Origin of the sequence: Vibrio frigidus (genome assembly GCF_042465995.1) — a bacterium.
GTDB lineage: Bacteria > Pseudomonadota > Gammaproteobacteria > Enterobacterales > Vibrionaceae > Vibrio.
In genome coordinates this window covers 38,300-59,049 of record NZ_JBCDMC010000012.1, presented here as the reverse complement: position 1 = coordinate 59,049, position 20,750 = coordinate 38,300, and the positions used below count along the sequence as shown (strand labels likewise).

Below are 20,750 nucleotides of genomic sequence, written 5' to 3'. Positions count from 1 at the left end.
GCATTTAGAACCCTAGGGAAAGGGCCCGCATTTTAATGCAGAATAATCTGTGTATATCCAACCCACCAACATAAACCACCACAAAGTGGCCTAATAATAACGGATAACACTAACGGAGATGTTTTTTTCACAAATAAATTTCCTGTGAAGAACGGAATGGACTCAAGCTCATCACACTTGGTGATGCTATGAATTATACAAATAATAAAATGACAGGGTGGAAATGCCTTAGGCATGTTACGCCTGAAATTTAATTGGAAGGATGTATCTTATGGTAGATAGAGAGCAGAAAAAACAAGGTCTTTATACTCCTGAATTGGAGCATGACGCTTGTGGTATTGGTTTTGTTGCTCACTTAAAAAACCGTAAATCGCACGACGTTGTAACCCAGGCGCTAGATATGCTAGCGAGAATGGAACACCGTGGCGGTCAAGGTTGTGATCCATGCAGCGGAGACGGTGCTGGAATCTTGCTACAAAAACCTCATGAATTTTTACTTGAAGAGTCGGTAAAACTTGGTATTAAGCTACCGTCTTTTGAAAAGTATGGTGTGGGCGTATTACTTTTTCCTAAAGATAAGTACAAACGTCAGCAGTGTCGCGATATTTTAGAGCGTAACGCACGTCGATTAGATCTAGAGATCGTAGGCTATCGAGTTCTGCCTGTAGACAACTCTATGCTTGGTGATGATCCACTATCTACTGAGCCACAATTCGAGCATGTCTTTATTTCTGGTAGCCCAGGAACAACACCTGAAGAACTTGAACGTAAACTGTATGTATTACGTAACTACACCGTTCGTGTTTGCCTAGAAAGTGTCTCTAATATTAAAGACGAGTTTTATATCAACTCAATGTCTTATAAGACGCTTGTTTATAAAGGCCAGTTAACTACTGAGCAAGTACCTCAATACTTCTTAGATCTTGGCAACCCAGCCATGGTTACCGCTTTAGCCTTAGTTCACTCTCGTTTCTCTACCAATACATTCCCTAGATGGCGTCTAGCGCAGCCTTTCCGTTATATCGCACACAATGGTGAAATTAACACCGTACGCGGTAACTTAAACTGGATGAAGGCCCGTGAAGCGATTCTTGAGTCAGACCTGTTCACTCAAGCTGAAATCGATATGTTGCTTCCTATTTGTCAGGAAGGGATGTCGGACTCATCTAACTTTGATATGGCGCTAGAACTGCTGGTTCTTTCTGGTCGCTCATTGCCACATGCACTCATGATGATGATTCCTGAAGCGTGGCAAGAAAACAAAAACATGGACAAGACCCGCCGCGCATTTTATCAGTACCACGCGAACTTGATGGAACCATGGGATGGCCCAGCTTCTGTCTGTTTCACTGATGGTGTTCAAGTAGGAGCGACACTAGACCGTAACGGTCTTCGCCCTTCTCGCTATACAGTAACCAAAGATAACTTCCTAGTGATGGCATCTGAATCTGGTGTGGTAGAGATTGAGCCAAGCAACGTGGAATATCACGGTCGTTTACAACCAGGTCGTATCTTTGTGGCTGACCTTGAACAAGGTCGCATTATTTCTGATGAAGAAGTGAAAGATGGCATCGCTTCATCTCAACCCTATCAGCAGTGGGTTAAAGACAACCTATTAAGCCTGAAGAAATTGCCTGATGCGGATAACATGCATCACCAACCTTCAGCAGAACGCTTACTTCATAGTCAACAGGCTTTTGGTATCACCACTGAAGAAGTAAACGAAATTATTGTTCCTATGGCTAGAGAAGGTAAAGAACCTCTTGGCTCCATGGGTGCAGATTGGCCACTGGCGATACTTTCTCACCAGTCCCAACACTTATCTAACTACTTTAAACAGCTATTTGCTCAGGTTACCAACCCGCCTATCGATCCGATTCGTGAACGTATGGTTATGTCTCTGAATACTTACCTAGGTAAAGATCAGAACCTACTGACTGAAACAGCAGAACACTGTCAAAAAGTTGAACTTGAGTCGCCTGTTCTTTCTAACTCTGAATTAGAGAAACTACGAGCGATCGATAACGAGTACCTCCAAGCTAAAACGCTTGATATAGTATTCCGTGCCAGTGAAGAAGAAGGCAAGCTAGAGCGCGCTCTTAAACGAATCTGTCAGTATGCTGAAGATGCGGTTAACGATGGCTACTCAATTATTCTTCTGACTGACCGTGCAACCAACTCTAACCATGCGGCGATTCCTGCCATGCTTGCTGTTGGTGCCGTTCATCATCACTTAATTCGTAAAGGATTACGTGCTAAATGTGACATCGTTGTTGAAACAGGTGATGCTCGTGAAACACACCATTTTGCAACACTTATTGGTTATGGTGCCAATGCGGTTAACCCTTACCTAGTAATGGAATCCATTGTTGACCTTCAAAAGAAGAAAAAGCTAGACGCAGAAACGCCATCAGAAACGTTGTTTTGCAACTATCGTAATGGTGTCAATGGCGGCTTGCTTAAGATTTTCTCTAAGATGGGCATATCTACACTGCAGTCTTACCATGGCGCACAGATCTTCGAAGCGCTTGGTATCAGCAAATCTGTGGTTGATAAGTACTTCACGGGTACCGTTACTCGTATTCAAGGTTTGACTATCGACGACATTGCGAAAGAGGTCTTGGTACGCCATCGTATCGGCTTCCCGACTCGTGAGATTCCAGTGCAGATGCTGGATGTGGGTGGTGTTTATCAATGGAAACAACGTGGTGAAAAGCACTTGTTTAATCCAGAAACGATTTCACTGCTTCAAAAGTCTACGCGTAACAAAGACTACGATCAGTTCAAACAGTATACCAATGCCGTAGACGCTCAAGGGGACAACGCAGCAACACTACGTAGTCAGTTAGATTTCGTTAACAACCCTTCTGGCTCCATTCCTCTTGAGGAAGTGGAACCCATTGAAAGCATTCTCAAGCGCTTCGCTACTGGTGCAATGAGCTTTGGTTCTATCTCCTACGAGGCGCACTCAACACTTGCTGTTGCGATGAATCGTATTGGAGCGAAATCGAACTCCGGCGAAGGTGGTGAAGACCCTGATCGTTTCGAAAGAAAAGAGAATGGAGATTGGGAACGTTCGGCAATCAAACAAGTTGCCTCTGGACGCTTTGGTGTTACCTCTTACTACCTCACGAATGCTGATGAAATTCAGATTAAGATGGCGCAGGGAGCGAAACCAGGCGAAGGTGGTCAATTACCTGGCGATAAAGTGGATGACTGGATCGGGGCAACTCGTCACTCTACTCCAGGTGTCGGCTTGATTTCACCACCACCGCACCACGATATCTACTCAATCGAGGATCTGGCTCAGCTGATCTACGACTTGAAGAATGCGAACCGTGACGGTCGAGTGAACGTGAAACTCGTGTCTGAAGCCGGTGTAGGTACTATCGCTTCTGGTGTTGCAAAAGCAAAAGCCGATGTTGTTCTTATTGCAGGCTTTGATGGCGGTACAGGTGCTTCACCTATTTCGTCCATTCGCCATACTGGCCTTCCTTGGGAACTAGGGTTGGCAGAAACGCACCAAACGTTACTAAAAAATGGTCTACGTAACCGTATTGTTGTTCAGTCAGATGGTCAGATGAAAACACCACGTGACCTTGCAGTAGCAACACTGTTAGGTGCTGAAGAGTGGGGTGTAGCAACAGCTGCACTCGTTGTTGAAGGTTGTATCATGATGCGTAAGTGCCATAAAAACACTTGCCCTGTAGGTATCGCCACACAGAACAAAACACTACGTGAGCGTTTCGACGGCCGTGTAGATGACGTGGTTACTTTCTTCCAGTACATGGCTGAAGGTCTACGTGAAGTAATGGCAGAACTTGGGTTCCGCACTATTCAAGAAATGGTTGGTCAATCTCACAAGCTAAAAGTACGTGATGATATCAAACATTGGAAATATAAGAACCTTGACCTAACACCAGTACTTCATGTTGAAAAAGCGCGTGAAGCAGATGGCGTCTATAACCAAATCAAACAGAACCACCAACTTGAAGACGTTATTGACCGTAAGCTTATTAAGATAGCGAAACCTGCATTAGAGAACGGCGAATCTGTTTCAGCAAGCTTGCCAATAATAAACACCGATCGTAGTACCGGTACTATGCTGTCGAATGAAATTTCGAAAGTATACAAAGACCAAGGGCTACCAAAACCGATGGAAGTTAAATTCACCGGTTCTGCAGGTCAATCCTTCGGTGCATTCCTTGCAAAAGGCGTGAAGTTTGAAGTTGAAGGTAATGCGAATGATTACTGGGGTAAAGGCCTATCTGGCGGTACCCTCGTGCTCTACCCTGATTCAAGCGCTACCATTGTGCCAGAAGAGAATATCGTTGTTGGTAACGTCTGTTTTTACGGCGCAACCTCTGGAGAGTCATTCATTCGAGGCCTTGCTGGCGAACGTTTCTGTGTACGAAACTCAGGAGCGAAAGTAGTTGTAGAAGGTATTGGAGACCACGGTTGTGAATATATGACTGGTGGTATTGCCATTATCCTTGGCACAACAGGTCGAAATTTTGCAGCAGGCATGAGTGGCGGTACGGCTTATGTTTGGGACAAAGTTGGGGACTTCGATAAAAGACTTAACCCCGAACTTGTCGACCTAGATCCAATTGAACAAGAAGATAAAGATCTTCTTGAAGATATGTTAACTAAACACATCAAGTTCACTGGAAGTACGGTAGCAAAAGCTTTCCTTGATGATTTTGACGCAAACTTAGCGCAAATGATCAAAGTAATGCCACGCGATTACAAAGCAGTAATGCAAAAACGCAAAGCGGATGCTCAAGCAGTAAACACGGAAGAGTTGGAGGCAGTATAATGGGTAAGGCTACTGGATTTTTAGAGCATGGTCGTGAACTGCCAAAGAAGATCGACCCTAGTGTTCGTATTCAAAACAATAAAGAGTTCGTTCTAAACGAGGAGTTTGGTGAAAACATTGAAACTCAAGCTTCTCGTTGTATGGACTGTGGTGTGCCGTTTTGTCATAGCGGCTGCCCTATCGGTAATATCATTCCCGAGTTTAACGATGCGGTCTATCGTGATAGCTGGGAAGAGGCATGGCACATTCTAAGCAGCACAAACAACTTCCCAGAGTTCACGGGTCGTATTTGCCCTGCTCCTTGTGAGACAGCCTGTGTACTGGGTATTAATCAAGACCCAATCACTATCTGTAACATTGAAAAAACGATTGTAGAGACAGCGTATCGTGAAGGGTACGCTCAACCTAAAAAACCACGTATTCGCTCTGGTAAAACCGTCGCCATTGTCGGTTCAGGTCCTGCAGGTCTTGCTGCTGCAGAGCAGCTAAACAGCGCTGGTCACTGCGTGACTGTTTATGAGCGTGATGAAAAAATAGGTGGTTTATTACGTTTTGGTATCCCTGACTTTAAACTTGGCATGGATGTTATTGATCGTAAAATCAATCTGATGGAAGATGCTGGAATCATTTTTGAAACCCATTCTCATATCGGTGTAGACATTAACGCTCTGCAATTTCGTCAAGACTTTGATGCCGTTATATTAACCGGAGGTTCTACCGTTCCTCGTGATCTTCCAATCCCAGGCCGTGAACTTAAAGGCGTTCATTTTGCGATGGAATTCCTCGGTCAAAATAACCGCCGTGCAAACAACATGAATCTAAAGACTGAAGAAATTCATGCGAAAGATTGCAACGTGATTGTCATTGGCGGTGGCGATACTGGTTCTGACTGTGTTGGTACATCAAACCGTCATGGTGCAACAAGTATTACTCAAGTTGAAATCATGCCAATGCCACCAGAGAAGCGCCCTGTAAACATGCCATGGCCTGAGTATCCAATGATTCTTCGTACATCCTCTTCCCATGAAGAAGGCTGTGAACGCCACTGGAACATTCTAACCAAAGAGTTCATCGGTGACGAATCTGGTCAGGTAACGGGTTTACGTTTAGCGGATATAGAGTGGGAAGACGCGAAGCCAGGCGAACGTCCAAACTTTAAAGAAGTAGAAGGTAGTGAGCGCGTTGTTCCTTGTGATAAAGCTTTCTTGGCAATGGGTTTCCTTCATCCAGAACCAACTGGTGTTCTCGCCCAACTTGACATAAAACTGGATGATCGCGGCAACGTTGCGACAGAAGACTTTGCTACTAACCAAAAAGGTATCTTTGCTGCAGGTGATATGCGTACAGGTCAATCATTGGTGGTTCGTTGTATCAACGAAGGTCGTGAATGTGCTCGCGCAGTAGATGCTTACTTGATGGGGGGTACTAATTTGGAAGCCAAAGCAGATTCATTGATGCTTTCAAATGCTTAATATTTTTATATAACAAAGGTTTCCTTCCAAACTTTGTTTTGGCCAGCTATTTTAGCTGGCCTTTTTTGTTCTTGAGTCTTAATTCTCAAACGTCCAAAATGTAGTCGGTTTCGCGAACCGTTCAAGATATCCATGTACACTTAACAATGCGCCTCGCATCTAAATTCTAGATTCCCAGTCCAAATCTATATGCTACAATCTCACCTTAGTTATCTATTTAAATCTCTAAGAGAAAATCATGAAAATCGGCATTATTGGTGCGATGGAACAAGAAGTGTCCATCTTAAAAGACGCATTGTCTAACTATGTAGAAGAGAAAAAAGGAAGCAGTACTTTTTTTTCTGGCCAGATAGAAGGCGTTGATGTTGTTTTACTTCAATCGGGTATTGGTAAAGTTGCCGCTTCCATTGGAACCGCCATTCTTTTAGACCAATATTGTCCAGATATTGTCATTAATACTGGCTCTGCCGGAGGCTTTGACTCGAGCCTAAACCTAGGTGATGTTGTTGTATCTACAGAGGTACGTCATCATGATGTAGACGTTACCGCATTTGGTTATGAAATGGGGCAAATGGCAGCACAACCCGCCGCATTTACTGCCGATGATAATCTCATCAGCATCGCTGAGAAAGCGATTGCGATGAAAGATGGTCAGCACTCTGTTCGAGGTCTTATTTGTACTGGCGATGTTTTTGTCTGTACCGATGAGAAAGCACAATATATCCACAATTACTTTCCGTCGGTTATTGCCGTTGAAATGGAAGCGGCAGCCATTGCTCAAACCTGTCATCAATTTAATATCCCATTCGTCGTTGTACGCGCGATATCTGATGTTGCGGACAAAGAATCTCCAATAAGCTTTGATGAGTTTCTGCCACTGGCAGCAAAGAATTCATCTGAGATGGTAATCAACATGGTTAAATTGTTGAAATAACCAATATGCAAACAGCATTCGACCAGATAGTAAGTAATGGTGCTCTATTGGTTTTGTGGGGAGGCTTGCTTTTCCACCTAATCTTACCTATTCCTATGTCCGCGCATCCTGCAACATTATGGCGCGCCTTTGCCAGAATATTGGCAGAAAAGGTCAATACAAATAAAAGCCATTCCCAAAGTATTCTTTCAGGCTCTTTAGCATGGATGTTGATGATCTTGCCTGCATTTGCCGTTTTGGTTGCACTAAAACCATTGGTTTGGCAATCTCAGTTGTTCGATCTTGCTCTTTTATTGCTTGCTATTGATTGGCGAAATAGTGAAAAACTAGGCCATGCTCTGGCGGATGCGCTTGCAAAAGAAGATAAAAAGCTTGCTCGAAGCCTTCTTCTGCCAATTCTAAATAGAGAAACAAAGTCTTTGTCACCTTTAGGTATTGGCAAAGCGGGTGCTGAAACCTTGATTTTGGGTTATGGTCGAAACGTTGTATCCGTGCTTTTTTGGTTTGGCTTAACCGGCGGGATTGGCGCGCTCATGTTTAGGTTAATATCCGAATTAGCCAGAGCATGGTCTCCTAGTCGCAGTGAGTTCCTTCCTTTTGGCCTTACTTCTATTCGAATGTTGGCACTGTTTGAGTTTATACCACTGCGCATGTTCAGTATCATGATCATCATTGGAAAGAATGCAATGCAGGTTTTTTCTCAAGTATTAACGCAGAGCAAAACATGGCCAACGCCCGGACCTGCTTGGCTTCTTTCTTCGGTTGGCAATAAATTAGAGCTCTCCTTAGGTGGGCCTGCTATTTACGGCAACAATAAAACTATCCGACCCAAAATAGGTGGCAGAATTGCACCCGTGGCGTTGCATCTTGGCCAAATTCAAAAACTACTCGCATGGCGACTTTTTGTCTGGATAGCACTACAAAGCATAATTATGTTTTTGTTTTATCAAGGGATTTAGCTTGCGTCTTACTTTCTTTGTTTTATTATTTTCAGCCTCTCCATTCGCTTATTGCATAGAGCGAGTGATCTCGCTTGCCCCATCATCTACTGAACTAATTTACGCAGCAGGATTAGGTGATAAACTAGTTGCTGTGAGCAAATACAGTAACTATCCAGAAGAGGCGCAATCACTAGAAATAGTGGCCAGTTTTGACAGTGTTAATATTGAAAGGATTGTCGCTCTCAATCCAGATCTTATTGTTGCTTGGCGATCTGGTGGTTCAGTTAAGTCTCTCAACCAACTTAAAGAGCTTGGTTTTTCCATCTATTATTCCGATACGACTTATTTATCTGAAATAGCCGATAAAATTGACGAATTAAGTCAATATGCAGACTCTGCAAAGATCGGTCACGACAATGCAAAAGCCTATAGAACAGAACTAAAGAGGCTACAAAACCAGTACTCCAATAACGTTCCAGTTTCCTATTTTTATCAACTCAGTAGCAAACCCATATACACCATTGCGAAAAACCACTGGCCTAGCGAAGTTTTTTCACTGTGTGGTGGCGTGAATATCTTTGAGCAATCCCCAATACCCTACCCACAAGTAGGTTTAGAACAGGTTATCCTAAAGGCACCAGAAGTGATGTTTACGTCACCTCACACGATACAAAACACGGAAATTTGGCAGCCATGGCAAGAGCAAATACCCGCAGTTAAACATCAGTTTATTTGGTCGCTTAATGCCGATTGGTTAAACCGACCCACTCCTCGTTCATTAAAAGCCGTCGCACAAGCCTGTGAGTTTTTTGATATCGCTAGAAAGGAATACTATCCGGAGACGCGTAGATAAAATATACGCGGTAGTGTATCCATCATTAATGTAATCCGACGGATTAGGATAAATACTTCGTCATCACACTAGAAATTGGAGTAAAATCGAGCCAATTTTCATCCTAACTAGTTTTTAGTCACCTATGGATTCTACCCTACTTTATTTTATTGATATATTTGGTACCGCTGTTTTTGCTATTTCAGGCGTACTGCTCGCTGGACGGTTAAAGATGGACCCATTTGGTGTCATTGTGCTTGGTAGCGTTACGGCTATTGGGGGCGGATCTATCCGAGACATGGCATTGGGTGCAACGCCTGTATTTTGGATTACAGACATCGCCTACATCTGGATAATTATCATCACCTGCCTGTTAACCATGATAATTATCCGTCGACCGAAGCGTTTACCTTGGTTTGTATTGCCAGTTTGTGATGCCATAGGGCTAGGAGCATTCGTCGGTATCGGTGTGGAAAAGTCTCTGTTATTTCAAGACTCGTACTTGATTGCAGTAATTATGGGAGTAATTACTGGGTGCGGTGGCGGTATTATTCGCGACGTACTCGCTCGAGAGGTCCCTATGGTTCTAAGAAGTGAAGTGTATGCCACGGCTTGTATTATCGGTGGTAGCATCCACGTAGGCGCCCTCTATTTCGACTACAGCAATAGAACGGCATTTATCGCGGGCGCTTTCGCCACACTGATCATTCGATTGGGTGCAATTAAGTGGCACCTCTCACTACCCACTTTCGCTCTTCATCGGTAATAGACTTAACTTAATAGCTCTACTAACTTCGCAAGGGCGTGATAACACGCCTGTTCGCGGACTCTTTCTCTATTACCACTGAAACAAACCATCTCTTGCTCTTCAAACTGGTTGCCTACTTTCCAGCCAAACCATACGGTTCCTACTGGTTTATCCTCCGTTCCTCCAGTTGGACCTGCAATCCCACTCACCGATATTGATATCGTTGCTTGTGAATGTCTTAACGCACCAGATGCCATCTCTTCTACCGTTTCCTGACTTACTGCACCATAGATATTAAGTGTTTTAGGATTGACATCAATCATGTCCATTTTTGCTTCATTGCTATAAGTAACGAACGCTCTATCAAACCAAGCGGAACTCCCTGAAACATCGGTAATGGCAGACGCAATACCTCCCCCGGTACAAGATTCTGCCGTAACCAAAACATGGCTATTATCTGCTAATAAAACACCTACTTTTTGGCTTAATTCGCTTAATGATAGCATCGGTCACAAACCCTCTGATTGACTCTGTTTTTATTATTTATTTACATATCCTAACGCTCAAAAAATCATTGTCAAAGAACTCATTTTTATTTGCTAATTATTTTCAACCTAAGACAATCCAAAAAATGAATGGTTATGCAATGCCTTTATATCTAATGAAAAGAATGACATTGAGGAATGTCACCTATTTTTAAATAAACGTTATCTGAATGAAGGACGTTCCAAAATTCCTCTAAATCATCTTGCCTGTAATGTCGATTCAAGTATCCTTAACATCTCAAAAATCCGTTCACTAGCGATCACTAAGGTCACCATGACAAAAGCGACTCACACACACACGCCGATGATGCAACAATACCTAAGACTCAAGGCAGAAAACCCTGAGATCTTGCTATTTTATCGCATGGGCGATTTCTACGAGCTTTTCTATGATGATGCTAAAAAAGCGTCCCAGCTTTTAGACATTTCGCTCACAAAACGTGGAGCGTCTGCTGGTGAACCGATTCCGATGGCTGGCGTTCCTTTTCATGCCGTTGAAGGCTATCTCGCTAAGCTAGTTCAGTTGGGTGAATCTATTGCTATATGTGAGCAGATTGGCGACCCTGCCACCAGTAAAGGCCCCGTAGAACGACAAGTTGTTCGCATAATAACGCCTGGAACAGTGACTGATGAAGCCTTACTTTCAGAACGTTCTGATAACCTAGTTGCGGCAATCTATCACCAGAAAGGCAAATTTGGTTATGCCACATTGGATATTACCTCTGGCCGCTTTCAGTTATCTCAACCTGAAACTGAAGAAGCTATGCTTGCAGAGCTGCAGCGAACCACACCAAAAGAACTGCTTTTCCCTGAAGACTTTGAACCTATCGATGTTATCTCAAGCATCAAAGGGAGCCGTCGTCGTCCGGTTTGGGAATTTGAACTAGACACAGCCAAACAACAGCTCAATCAACAGTTTGGTACACGTGATTTAATTGGGTTTGGCGTAGAGCACGCAAGCTTAGGCCTATGTGCCGCGGGATGCCTAATACAATATGTAAAGGATACCCAAAAAACGGCACTGCCACATATTCGCTCGCTCACCTTTGACAGCCAAGATAATTCTGTGATCCTCGATGCAGCCACTCGCCGCAACTTAGAAATAACGCAAAACCTATCAGGTGGATACGACAATACACTCGGCTCTGTAATAGATCATAGCTCTACCGCAATGGGAAGCCGAATGCTTCAACGTTGGCTGCATCAGCCTATGCGTTGTAAAGAGACTTTAAATCAGCGTTTGTCGGCAATATCAGAGATAAAAGATCAAGGTGCATTTGTCGAGCTCAAGCCAGTTCTTAAGCAGATTGGGGATATTGAGCGAATCATTGCTCGTTTAGCCATTCGTACCGCTAGACCTCGAGATCTAGCCCGCCTACGTCACGCAATGCAGCAGCTTCCTGAACTTGAAAGCTATTTGCAAACCTTATCAAATCCATACGTGGCTAAATTGGCTCAATATGCTGCACCAATGGACGACACCTGTCATCTATTAGAAACCGCAGTGAAAGAGAATCCTCCAGTGGTTATCAGAGATGGTGGCGTCATCGCCCCAGGGTATAGTGAAGAACTCGATGAATGGCGCGCACTCGCAGACGGTGCGACAGAATATTTAGAAAAGCTAGAATTAGAAGAGAGAGAAACACACGGTATAGAATCACTAAAAGTAGGATTCAACAACGTACATGGCTTTTATATTCAAGTCAGCCGTGGTCAAAGCCATCTGGTTCCCGCACATTATTTGCGTCGACAAACACTAAAACACGCTGAACGCTATATCATTCCAGAACTGAAAGAACATGAAGATAAGGTGCTAAGCTCTAAATCTAAAGCACTGGCGATAGAGAAACAACTTTGGGAGCAGCTTTTTGACCTACTGCTTCCTCATTTAGAACAGATGCAAAATTTGGCGTCTGCGATTTCACAATTAGATGTTCTGCAAAATTTAGCAGAAAGAGCCGATAGCTTAGGCTATTGCCGTCCAAAATTGACTGATTCCGTTGGAATACAGATAAAAAATGGACGACACCCAGTTGTTGAACAGGTAATGAATGACCCATTTATTGCGAATCCTATCGATCTGAATCCAAATCGAAAGATGTTGATTATTACGGGTCCAAATATGGGGGGTAAGTCAACCTATATGCGCCAAACTGCGCTTATTGTATTACTCGCTCATATTGGTTCCTATGTACCAGCAGAAGAGGCCGTCATTGGCTCGATTGACAGAATTTTTACTCGAATTGGTGCTTCTGATGATCTCGCATCTGGTCGTTCAACCTTTATGGTTGAAATGACTGAAACCGCCAATATTCTACACAACGCAACCCCACACAGCTTAGTGTTAATGGACGAAATAGGTCGCGGAACCAGTACCTATGATGGGCTGTCTTTGGCCTGGGCCAGTGCAGAATGGCTGGCCAATCAAATTGGGTCAATGACGCTGTTTGCTACCCACTATTTTGAGCTTACAGAATTACCAAATTTGGTCGACCATTTAGCCAATGTTCATCTGGATGCTGTCGAACATGGTGACAGCATCGCCTTTATGCATGCAGTGCAAGAAGGCGCCGCAAGCAAATCCTACGGTTTAGCTGTGGCTGGATTAGCAGGCGTACCTAAGACCGTAATCAGAAACGCAAGGGCAAAACTAAATCAACTAGAAAAACTTGCCGATCAACCACGTGGAAACAAAAATGAAGTCGATATTGCTAATCAACTCAGCTTAATACCTGAACCAAGTGAAGTAGAAGAAGCGTTATCGAATATCGACCCGGATGACCTAACGCCAAGGCAGGCTTTAGATGAGTTGTATCGTTTGAAAAAGCTGCTTTAAAAGCAATGAAAAAAGGCGCTGCTAGGTTAGTAGATTAAACAAGCAAACGCCTTTCAATTTAGCGAAGTAACATTACATCTGATCAACATCAAATAGAGATTCCATATTCAATCCCTGCTTGAGTAAGATTTCACGTAACCGGCGTAAACCTTCCACCTGTATCTGACGTACACGTTCACGTGTAAGGCTTATTTCACGGCCAACTTCTTCAAGTGTTGACGGCTCGTAACCAAGTAAACCAAACCGTCTCGCGAGTACTTCTTTCTGCTTAGGGTTTAATTCATCTAACCAGTCGATAAGTGAATTTTTAATATCATCATCTTGAGTTGATACCTCAGGATCTGAATGGTTAGTATCTGGAATAATATCGAGTAGTACTTTTTCGCCATCGCCACCAATCGGTGTATCTACCGAGCTTACTCGCTCGTTTAGACGTAACATCTTACTTACGTCACTCACAGGCTTATCTAGTTTTTCAGCAATTTCTTCTGCTGTAGGCTCGTGATCCAACTTTTGTGAAAGTTCACGCGCGGTTCTTAGATAGATATTTAACTCTTTAACAACGTGGATGGGTAAACGGATGGTGCGTGTCTGGTTCATCAATGCACGTTCTATTGTTTGACGAATCCACCACGTGGCGTATGTAGAGAATCTAAATCCACGTTCTGGATCAAACTTCTCAACTGCACGGATAAGGCCTAGGTTGCCTTCTTCAATGAGATCAAGTAACGCGAGTCCTCGGTTACTGTAACGACGTGATATTTTAACCACAAGACGCAGGTTGCTTTCAATCATGCGTTTACGTGCTGCTTCGTCGCCGCGTAAAGCTCTTCGAGCGTACAATACTTCTTCTTCTGCCGTTAATAGTGGAGAGAAACCAATTTCCCCAAGATAAAGCTGTGTTGCATCTAGACTTTTAGCGGTGACTTCTAACTCTTCTTTGGCTACCTTTTTAGATTTAACTTCTTGTACAAGACGACCCGAACCCAGCTCTTCCAGAGCTTTCTCGTTTGTCTCGAACTCTTCGACTTTTGTTGCTGCATTGCTGATACCCATAGTGCCTCCCCTTGGCGAGCTAGCAAGACATTCTTTTTATAAATGTCGTTGAAGTAATTTTTTCTTAAGGCAAGTACCTCTGTGGATTAACAGACTTACCTTGATAACGAATTTCAAAATGCAGTTTTACGTTATTGCTACCAGAGCTTCCCATGGTCGCTATTTTTTGTCCTGCTTTTACATTTTGTCCTTCACTTACTAGCAAACGGTCATTGTGGGCATATGCACTTAGATAGTTATCATTATGTTTCACAATAATTAAATTACCGTAACCTCGGAGTGCATTACCAGAGTAAACTATTTTACCGCCTGCCGTAGAAATGATGGATTGACCTCGCTGCCCTGCTATGTCAATGCCTTTATTTCCCTGATCTCCGGAAGAAAACTTCTTAATAACCCTACCTTTAGTAGGCCAAATCCATTTGGAAATTTTGTTATTCTTTGGCTTTGGATTACTGACGGTTTTGTTAACATTTTGTTTACTCTTAGAGCCAACATACTCTTTTGATTTACTCTGATCAACATTCTTTTTAGTGGGGTTTTTGGTTGAACTTGGATTATTTGAAGCTGCTTTTTTAGTATTAGATATCGATTTATTAGCAGATTGAGTTGTTGATTTCCCCCCAGAAACAGATGTAACAGATGTTCCACCAGCTGCGGTTACTGATGCAACAGTGACTGCGGAAGATCTTGAGCCAGATCTTCCATAGGCTGGGGATTTATAGGCAGGTTGCCACAATTTGAGTTTTTGTCCCGGTCTGATCGTGTAAGGAGCATCAAGTCCATTGTAACGAACCAGATCATTTACATTCTTATCTGTGACGTATGCGATAAAATAAAGGGTATCTCCCTTTTGCACTTGATAAAAACTTCCTCTGTAACTGCCTCTTTCAATCGTACTGTAGTCTTTATTGATGCTTGAAACTGGCGCAGGAGAAGTTGCCGTGCACCCTATAAGTACGCAGCTCAAAATGCTTATACAAAATATCAGTTTCAATTTACTTTTCATGCTTTACGCTAAATCACCTGCTATTAAAGGTACAAATCGAACCGGTTCAATAACCGTTGAAATGAATTCACCACCTTGCCTTACTATTTTCAACAATTGTTGATTATCGCCACCAACTGGAATAACTAAACACCCTTTGTCTGCTAGCTGAGCTAACAACTCTTGCGGAACCTGAGTTGCCGCGGCCGTGACGACGATCGCATCGAAAGGAGCTTGAGTCGACCACCCTTGCCAACCATCGGCATGTTTAGTAGAAACATTGTATATATCGAGTAACTTAAGCCGTCTTTTCGCATCCCATTGCAATGATTTGATACGCTCAACGGAATAAACTCTGTCTACTAACTGTGCCAACACCGCGGTTTGGTATCCTGAGCCTGTTCCTATTTCTAGTAATCTAGAATTAGGGAACAAGTTTAACAACTCCGTCATCTTGGCGACGATATAGGGCTGAGAGATTGTTTGTCCATGAGCAATCGGTAAAGCATTGTTATCATAGGCCTGATGCATTAGCGCTTCAGATATAAAATGTTCTCTTGGTACTCGACGAATAGCATCGAGTACTTTAGGACATTGAATTCCACTAGAAGATAGAAAATCTATTAATCTATCTGCTTGAGGGTTACTCATTTCACATTACCTTTTAGCCAAGTTTCCATGCTACCAAGAGAATCATGCGCTGTTAAATCGACCTGCATTGGAGTAATAGAAACCAATCCATTCTCTATTGCATAAAAGTCAGTACCTAAACCCGCATCTTGTTCTTTTCCAGGAGGACCTAACCAATAAACATCATGACCTCTAGGGTCTTGCTGTTTGATCATGGTTTCTGCATGATGACGTGCGCCAAGTCGTGTGACTTGTTGCCCTTTCAGTTCATCATATGGTACATCCGGTATATTGATATTAAGAAGTCGGTTTGCCGGAATAGGCGACACATTATGTTGCTCAACAATGGCACGGACAATTTTACCCGCGGTCTCAAAATGTTGATCGCCTACTAATGAAAATGCAATCGACTGAACGCCAAGAAAATGTCCTTCCATTGCGGCGGCTACCGTACCCGAATAAAGCACATCGTCGCCTAAGTTAGCACCATGATTGATGCCAGAAAGCACAAGATCGGGCATGTCATCTTTAAGCAACTCATTTAATGCAAAATGAACACAATCTGTCGGCGTCCCTTGAACCGAATAGATGTTTTTCTCAATTTCGACCACCCTCAAAGGATTTTCTAGTGTTAACGAGTTTGATGCCCCAGAGCGATTACGGTCTGGGGCAACAATAACAATTTCGGCCATATCCTTTAATGATTTAGCAAGTGCTTTAATTCCACTTGCATGCACGCCATCATCATTACTTAGTAGAATTTTCATTGCTTATCCTTGATCAAAATAACGCTCTACTGGGATTTCTTCAATTAACTCTCTAACAATAGACGTTGCAAAGCTGCCAGATGTTAATGAAAATGAAAGTTCTATCCTACTATCTTCCACTTTGTAGCGAAGACCTAGAGGCCTCAATAGTACTTCCCTTCGATCGTGACGCATTCTGTTACCCCGAATGAGAGCCATCAGATCAGGCTCTGCATCAACCACGGCCTGTTCTATCTCAAGCGCAGCTTCTTTTGTAGGCAAAGTATTATCACCAGCTAATGCAGCTGTTAAGGCGAATTTACCTGCCTCTAATTCTACCTGAGAGCTTGACATGTTTACTGTATCAATCTCAATTAACTTATCAGATTGACTAACGATATCACCAGCAATAAGCGTATTAAGAACCCCTCTATTCATCCGATTTGACACTATGTGATTAAATATCCAAGAACGAGCAGTCGATAAATAAAGACTTCGTTGATTCTGATTTTTAGTTCGAACGTTATCTCTACCCCAGCGTCTTGCTTCAGATAGATTATTGCCTTCTCTACCAAACCTTTGCGCACCAAAATAATTAGGTACACCGTTTTCAATCACTTGTTGTATTCTCGCTTCGACATCGTCTGTATCCGTCACTTCAGACAACGTAATTTCAAAATCGTTACCAATGAGGTCTCCCGGACGGAGCTTTCTGTTATGGCGTGCCGTTTCGAGAATTTGAATACTTGGATACTGCTGTTCAAACGTTGAAAAATCAGGTGTATCCAATTTTGGAAGCTGGATACTGAGCCATTGCTCAGTTATCGCATGCCTATCTTTTAACCCAGCCCATCCGATATTCTTAGATTTAACACCGCATACTTTGGCTAATTCATTCACCACAAAACTGGTATTTTCACCTGTTTTACGAATACGAACCATTAAGTGCTCACCAGATCCTGAAAATTCAAACCCTAGATTTTCTTTTACAACAAAGTGCTCTGGTTTCGCTTTCAATTTAGCTTTTGAAGTTGGCTTACCGTGTAAATAAGCCAATTCGGCGAGGATATCTGTCATTAGTTTTCTATCTTCTTTAATAAAACAACCGCTTCACACGCAATACCTTCTTTTCTTCCGGTAAAGCCGAGTTTTTCTGTTGTTGTTGCTTTCACGTTTACATTATCCACAGACGTTCGTAGGTCTTCTGAAATAACATCACGCATACATTGAATATAAGGTGACATCTTAGGAGACTGGGCAATAATGGTCACGTCTAGGTTGCCAATTTGATAGCCTTTATCGTTGACAAGTCGGTATACTTCTTTCATCAACTCACGACTATTTGCACCTTTCCATTGTTCATCCGTATCCGGAAAATGACGACCAATATCACCTTGTGAAATGGCACCCAAAAGTGCATCTGTTAACGCATGAAGTGCTACATCACCATCGGAGTGCGCTATCAACCCTTGTTCATAAGGAATAGAAACACCACCAATTATTATTGGGCCATCACCACCAAACTTGTGCACATCAAAACCGTGGCCAATTCGGATCATCAACTATTTCCTTCTTCCTAAATACTAGGGTCTATTGTTCTTTCATGGTTACATTTTGTTCGAAATAATATTATATTCATTCAACTAACGCGTTCACCTAGATAGAAAGCCGCTAAAGCTAAATCTTCGGGCTGCGTTATCTTGAAATTATCCATCCTTCCTACAACTAACTTAGGCTTACAACCTGCCCACTCCATTGCCGATGCTTCGTCAGTAATGTTGATTCCCGCCTTTATCGCACCAAACAGTGCGTCACGTAGTGGCTGAACTTTAAACATTTGGGGTGTTAATGCATGCCACAAATTTTCTCTCTCTACGGTTTCATTTATCAATGCCGAACGGTTTCCGCGTTTCATTGTGTCTCGTACCGGCGCCGCTAAAATACCCCCGTCTTCTGTCATCATTACCTGTTTGATCAACTTATCGATGTCAGCTAAATCTATACAAGGTCTAGCCGCATCATGTACCAATACCCACGCATCCGGTTTCTTAACTGTATGTAATAAATAATCAAGGCCAGATAATACCGAATCAGCGCGTTCTAAACCGCCAATGACACGGATAACATTCTTGTTCGACGCCAGTGAAAGCTGCGTGAAATAAGTATCGTCATCAGAAACGGCAATAATAACCTTATCAATACAAGGATGTTCTAACAGCTTATCAACGGTGTGTTCTAAGATGGTTTTATTGTGCAGTTTTAAGTATTGTTTAGGCAGATCTGCTTTCATTCTACTACCAATACCGGCGGCAGGAACAATGGCATAAAGTGGTTTTAAGTGTGGAGTCGTCATTTACGCATTCGACCTATTGAGAACTGTCGTCGATGATTCGATAAAAAGTTTCACCTTCTTTAACTAAGCCCAGTTCATTTCTCGCTCTCTCTTCGATAGCGTCTAATCCTTGTCTTAGATCTTCGATTTCGGCAAACATCTTCACGTTTCTTTCATTCAACTCTCTGTTTACCGACTGTTGAACCTCTATTTCACTCACTACATTGGTACGTTCAAGCATACCGTTCTTCCCCCAAACAAGGGTGTAGATCAGTAAAGAAAACAGTAGTACTAAGGCAAGAGTAAATAGACGCACGCTAGATTATTCTCGTTGTATTAATTATGGATGATATGGGAAGTATATATAGCATAAATTGAGGCTAGGGGCGAGATTAGTGGTTCGCCCGTGAATCTGAGAATCTGCATCTAAAAGAAAAGAAAGCCAGCGTTTCAAATCGAGAACCTAGGCTCCTTTAGACATAAAAAAGCGCCTCACAAGGAGACGCTTTTAAATATTACTAACAACTAAAGAGTTGCAAAATCAAACAATCCTAATGGATTATTGACCTTTAACTTCTTTAAGACCGTTGAAAGGAGCACGAGCACCTAGCGCTTCTTCAATACGGATAAGTTGGTTGTACTTAGCAACACGGTCAGAACGGCTCATAGAACCAGTTTTGATTTGACCTGCAGCAGTACCTACCGCTAGATCAGCGATAGTTGCATCTTCAGTTTCACCTGAACGGTGAGAAATAACCGCAGTATAACCAGCGTCTTTAGCCATCTTAATTGCAGCTAGAGTTTCAGTTAGAGTACCGATTTGGTTGAACTTGATAAGGATAGAGTTAGCAACGCCTTTCTCGATACCTTCAGCAAGAATCTTAGTATTAGTTACGAATAGATCATCGCCAACTAGTTGAAGCTTGTCGCCCATAAGATCAGTTTGATGCTTGAAACCATCCCAATCAGACTCGTCAAGACCATCTTCGATAGATACGATTGGGTATTGGTTAGCAAGATCTTGTAGGTAGAAGTTGAATTCTTCAGAAGTGAAGACTTTTCCTTCGCCTTTCATGTTGTAGTTTCCAGCTTCTTTGTCGTAAAACTCAGATGCTGCACAGTCCATAGCAAGAGTAACGTCTTTACCTAGCTCGTAACCAGCAAGCTCTACAGCTTCTTTGATTGCAGCTAGTGCAGCAGCGTTAGATTCTAGGTTAGGAGCGAAACCACCTTCATCACCAACTGCAGTGCTTAGGCCTTTAGCTTTAAGTACTTTAGCTAGGTTGTGGAATACTTCTGCGCCGATGCGTAGAGCTTCTTTAAGAGTAGAAGCGCCAACAGGTTGAATCATAAATTCTTGGATATCAACGTTGTTGTCCGCGTGCTCACCACCATTGATGATATTCATCATTGGTAGAGGCATAGAGAATTGACCTGGAGTGCCGTTTAGTTCAGCAATGTGCTCGAACAAAGGCATACCTTTAGCCGCTGCAGCTGCTTTAGCGTTAGCCAGAGATACCGCTAGGATTGCGTTAGCACCAAATTTAGCTTTGTTATCTGTGCCATCTAAGTCGATCATTACTTGGTCAACTTCAGCTTGAGCTTTAGCATCTTTACCAGTTAGAGCATCAGCAATTGCACCATTTACAGCGTCAACCGCTTTAAGAACACCTTTACCTAGGAAACGAGCTTTGTCACCATCACGTAGCTCAAGAGCTTCGCGAGAACCAGTAGATGCGCCAGATGGAGCAGCAGCCATACCGACGAAACCGCCTTCTAGGTGTACTTCAGCTTCTACAGTTGGGTTACCACGTGAGTCGATGATTTCGCGACCTAGAACTTTAACGATCTTAGACATTGATGTTTCCTCT

At 42.9% G+C, this 20,750-nt stretch carries 17 protein-coding genes; 7 read left to right on the top strand and 10 right to left on the bottom strand.

All coding sequences use genetic code 11. The features are described from left to right. The first annotated feature begins 271 nt into the window (after positions 1–271). From gltB to AACW90_RS18740, 6 genes are all read left to right on the top strand, one after another. A complete protein-coding gene (gltB, locus tag AACW90_RS18765; RefSeq protein WP_390237523.1) occupies positions 272–4,819 on the top strand; it encodes a glutamate synthase large subunit in 4,548 nt (1,515 codons plus the stop codon). Then, entirely contained in the window at positions 4,819–6,291 is a 1,473-nt protein-coding gene (locus AACW90_RS18760; RefSeq protein ID WP_390237521.1) for a glutamate synthase subunit beta, read from the top strand. The genes gltB and AACW90_RS18760 overlap by 1 nt, the downstream gene beginning before the upstream one ends. Positions 6,292–6,529: 238 nt before the next feature. Next, positions 6,530–7,225, top strand: a complete 696-nt coding sequence (gene mtnN, locus AACW90_RS18755; protein WP_390237519.1) for a 5'-methylthioadenosine/S-adenosylhomocysteine nucleosidase — start codon at positions 6,530–6,532, stop codon at positions 7,223–7,225. 5 nt (positions 7,226–7,230) lie between these two features. Next, entirely contained in the window at positions 7,231–8,184 is a 954-nt protein-coding gene (locus AACW90_RS18750) for a cobalamin biosynthesis family protein (RefSeq protein ID WP_390237517.1), read from the top strand. Between the two features lies 1 nt (position 8,185). After that, positions 8,186–9,019 carry a vitamin B12 ABC transporter substrate-binding protein BtuF gene (gene btuF / locus AACW90_RS18745; RefSeq protein WP_390237514.1) on the top strand — a complete coding sequence of 278 codons (834 nt, stop codon included), beginning with the start codon at positions 8,186–8,188 and terminating at the stop codon, positions 9,017–9,019. Between the two features lie 124 nt (positions 9,020–9,143). Then, positions 9,144–9,764 carry a TRIC cation channel family protein gene (locus AACW90_RS18740; protein WP_390237511.1) on the top strand — a complete coding sequence of 207 codons (621 nt, stop codon included), beginning with the start codon at positions 9,144–9,146 and terminating at the stop codon, positions 9,762–9,764. Between the two features lie 5 nt (positions 9,765–9,769). On the opposite strand, the gene AACW90_RS18735 is transcribed toward AACW90_RS18740, so the two are convergent. Beyond that, entirely contained in the window at positions 9,770–10,252 is a 483-nt protein-coding gene (locus tag AACW90_RS18735; protein WP_390237508.1) for a CinA family protein, read from the bottom strand. 313 nt (positions 10,253–10,565) lie between these two features. On the opposite strand from AACW90_RS18735, the gene mutS reads away from it, so the two are divergent. Continuing rightward, positions 10,566–13,127, top strand: a complete 2,562-nt coding sequence (gene mutS / locus AACW90_RS18730; protein WP_390237505.1) for a DNA mismatch repair protein MutS — start codon at positions 10,566–10,568, stop codon at positions 13,125–13,127. Between the two features lie 72 nt (positions 13,128–13,199). On the opposite strand, the gene rpoS is transcribed toward mutS, so the two are convergent. The 9 genes from rpoS to eno all read right to left on the bottom strand — a co-directional run bounded on the left by rpoS (position 13,200) and on the right by eno (position 20,737). Next, positions 13,200–14,183, bottom strand: a complete 984-nt coding sequence (rpoS, locus tag AACW90_RS18725) for an RNA polymerase sigma factor RpoS (RefSeq protein WP_195702194.1) — start codon at positions 14,181–14,183, stop codon at positions 13,200–13,202. Between the two features lie 64 nt (positions 14,184–14,247). After that, entirely contained in the window at positions 14,248–15,192 is a 945-nt protein-coding gene (locus AACW90_RS18720) for a peptidoglycan DD-metalloendopeptidase family protein (RefSeq protein ID WP_390237501.1), read from the bottom strand. Between the two features lie 3 nt (positions 15,193–15,195). Next, on the bottom strand, positions 15,196–15,822 hold the full coding sequence (locus tag AACW90_RS18715; RefSeq protein ID WP_195702192.1) for a protein-L-isoaspartate(D-aspartate) O-methyltransferase: 627 nt from the start codon (positions 15,820–15,822) through the stop codon (positions 15,196–15,198). Beyond that, positions 15,819–16,568 carry a 5'/3'-nucleotidase SurE gene (surE, locus tag AACW90_RS18710; RefSeq protein ID WP_390237497.1) on the bottom strand — a complete coding sequence of 250 codons (750 nt, stop codon included), beginning with the start codon at positions 16,566–16,568 and terminating at the stop codon, positions 15,819–15,821. The genes AACW90_RS18715 and surE overlap by 4 nt, the downstream gene beginning before the upstream one ends. Positions 16,569–16,571: 3 nt before the next feature. Then, entirely contained in the window at positions 16,572–17,624 is a 1,053-nt protein-coding gene (truD, locus tag AACW90_RS18705) for a tRNA pseudouridine(13) synthase TruD (RefSeq protein ID WP_390237494.1), read from the bottom strand. Further along, the gene (gene ispF, locus AACW90_RS18700; RefSeq protein WP_390237491.1) at positions 17,624–18,106 is read right to left on the bottom strand and encodes a 2-C-methyl-D-erythritol 2,4-cyclodiphosphate synthase; all 483 of its coding nucleotides are present in this window, start codon (positions 18,104–18,106) and stop codon (positions 17,624–17,626) included. The genes truD and ispF overlap by 1 nt, the downstream gene beginning before the upstream one ends. Before the next feature lie 80 nt (positions 18,107–18,186). Next, positions 18,187–18,900 (bottom strand): 2-C-methyl-D-erythritol 4-phosphate cytidylyltransferase, encoded by a 714-nt coding sequence (gene ispD / locus AACW90_RS18695; RefSeq protein WP_390237488.1) that lies wholly within the window; start codon positions 18,898–18,900, stop codon positions 18,187–18,189. Positions 18,901–18,913: 13 nt separating this feature from the next. Further along, positions 18,914–19,195 (bottom strand): cell division protein FtsB, encoded by a 282-nt coding sequence (gene ftsB, locus AACW90_RS18690; RefSeq protein WP_390237485.1) that lies wholly within the window; start codon positions 19,193–19,195, stop codon positions 18,914–18,916. 243 nt (positions 19,196–19,438) lie between these two features. Then, positions 19,439–20,737, bottom strand: coding sequence for a phosphopyruvate hydratase (eno, locus tag AACW90_RS18685; protein ID WP_390237482.1), 1,299 nt, complete (start codon positions 20,735–20,737; stop codon positions 19,439–19,441). Positions 20,738–20,750 lie beyond the last annotated feature (13 nt).

Excerpts from the sequence above, each read along its gene's own strand:
- gltB (WP_390237523.1), top strand. The coding sequence starts at position 272 with ATGGTAGATAGAGAGCAGAAAAAACAAGGTCTTTATACTCCTGAATTG.
- AACW90_RS18760 (WP_390237521.1), top strand. The coding sequence starts at position 4,819 with ATGGGTAAGGCTACTGGATTTTTAGAGCATGGTCGTGAACTGCCAAAG.
- mtnN (WP_390237519.1), top strand. The coding sequence starts at position 6,530 with ATGAAAATCGGCATTATTGGTGCGATGGAACAAGAAGTGTCCATCTTA.
- AACW90_RS18750 (WP_390237517.1), top strand. The coding sequence starts at position 7,231 with ATGCAAACAGCATTCGACCAGATAGTAAGTAATGGTGCTCTATTGGTT.
- AACW90_RS18740 (WP_390237511.1), top strand. The coding sequence starts at position 9,144 with ATGGATTCTACCCTACTTTATTTTATTGATATATTTGGTACCGCTGTT.
- AACW90_RS18735 (WP_390237508.1), bottom strand. The coding sequence starts at position 10,252 with ATGCTATCATTAAGCGAATTAAGCCAAAAAGTAGGTGTTTTATTAGCA.
- mutS (WP_390237505.1), top strand. The coding sequence starts at position 10,566 with ATGACAAAAGCGACTCACACACACACGCCGATGATGCAACAATACCTA.
- rpoS (WP_195702194.1), bottom strand. The coding sequence starts at position 14,183 with ATGGGTATCAGCAATGCAGCAACAAAAGTCGAAGAGTTCGAGACAAAC.
- AACW90_RS18720 (WP_390237501.1), bottom strand. The coding sequence starts at position 15,192 with ATGAAAAGTAAATTGAAACTGATATTTTGTATAAGCATTTTGAGCTGC.
- AACW90_RS18715 (WP_195702192.1), bottom strand. The coding sequence starts at position 15,822 with ATGAGTAACCCTCAAGCAGATAGATTAATAGATTTTCTATCTTCTAGT.
- surE (WP_390237497.1), bottom strand. The coding sequence starts at position 16,568 with ATGAAAATTCTACTAAGTAATGATGATGGCGTGCATGCAAGTGGAATT.
- truD (WP_390237494.1), bottom strand. The coding sequence starts at position 17,624 with ATGACAGATATCCTCGCCGAATTGGCTTATTTACACGGTAAGCCAACT.
- ispF (WP_390237491.1), bottom strand. The coding sequence starts at position 18,106 with ATGATCCGAATTGGCCACGGTTTTGATGTGCACAAGTTTGGTGGTGAT.
- ispD (WP_390237488.1), bottom strand. The coding sequence starts at position 18,900 with ATGACGACTCCACACTTAAAACCACTTTATGCCATTGTTCCTGCCGCC.
- eno (WP_390237482.1), bottom strand. The coding sequence starts at position 20,737 with ATGTCTAAGATCGTTAAAGTTCTAGGTCGCGAAATCATCGACTCACGT.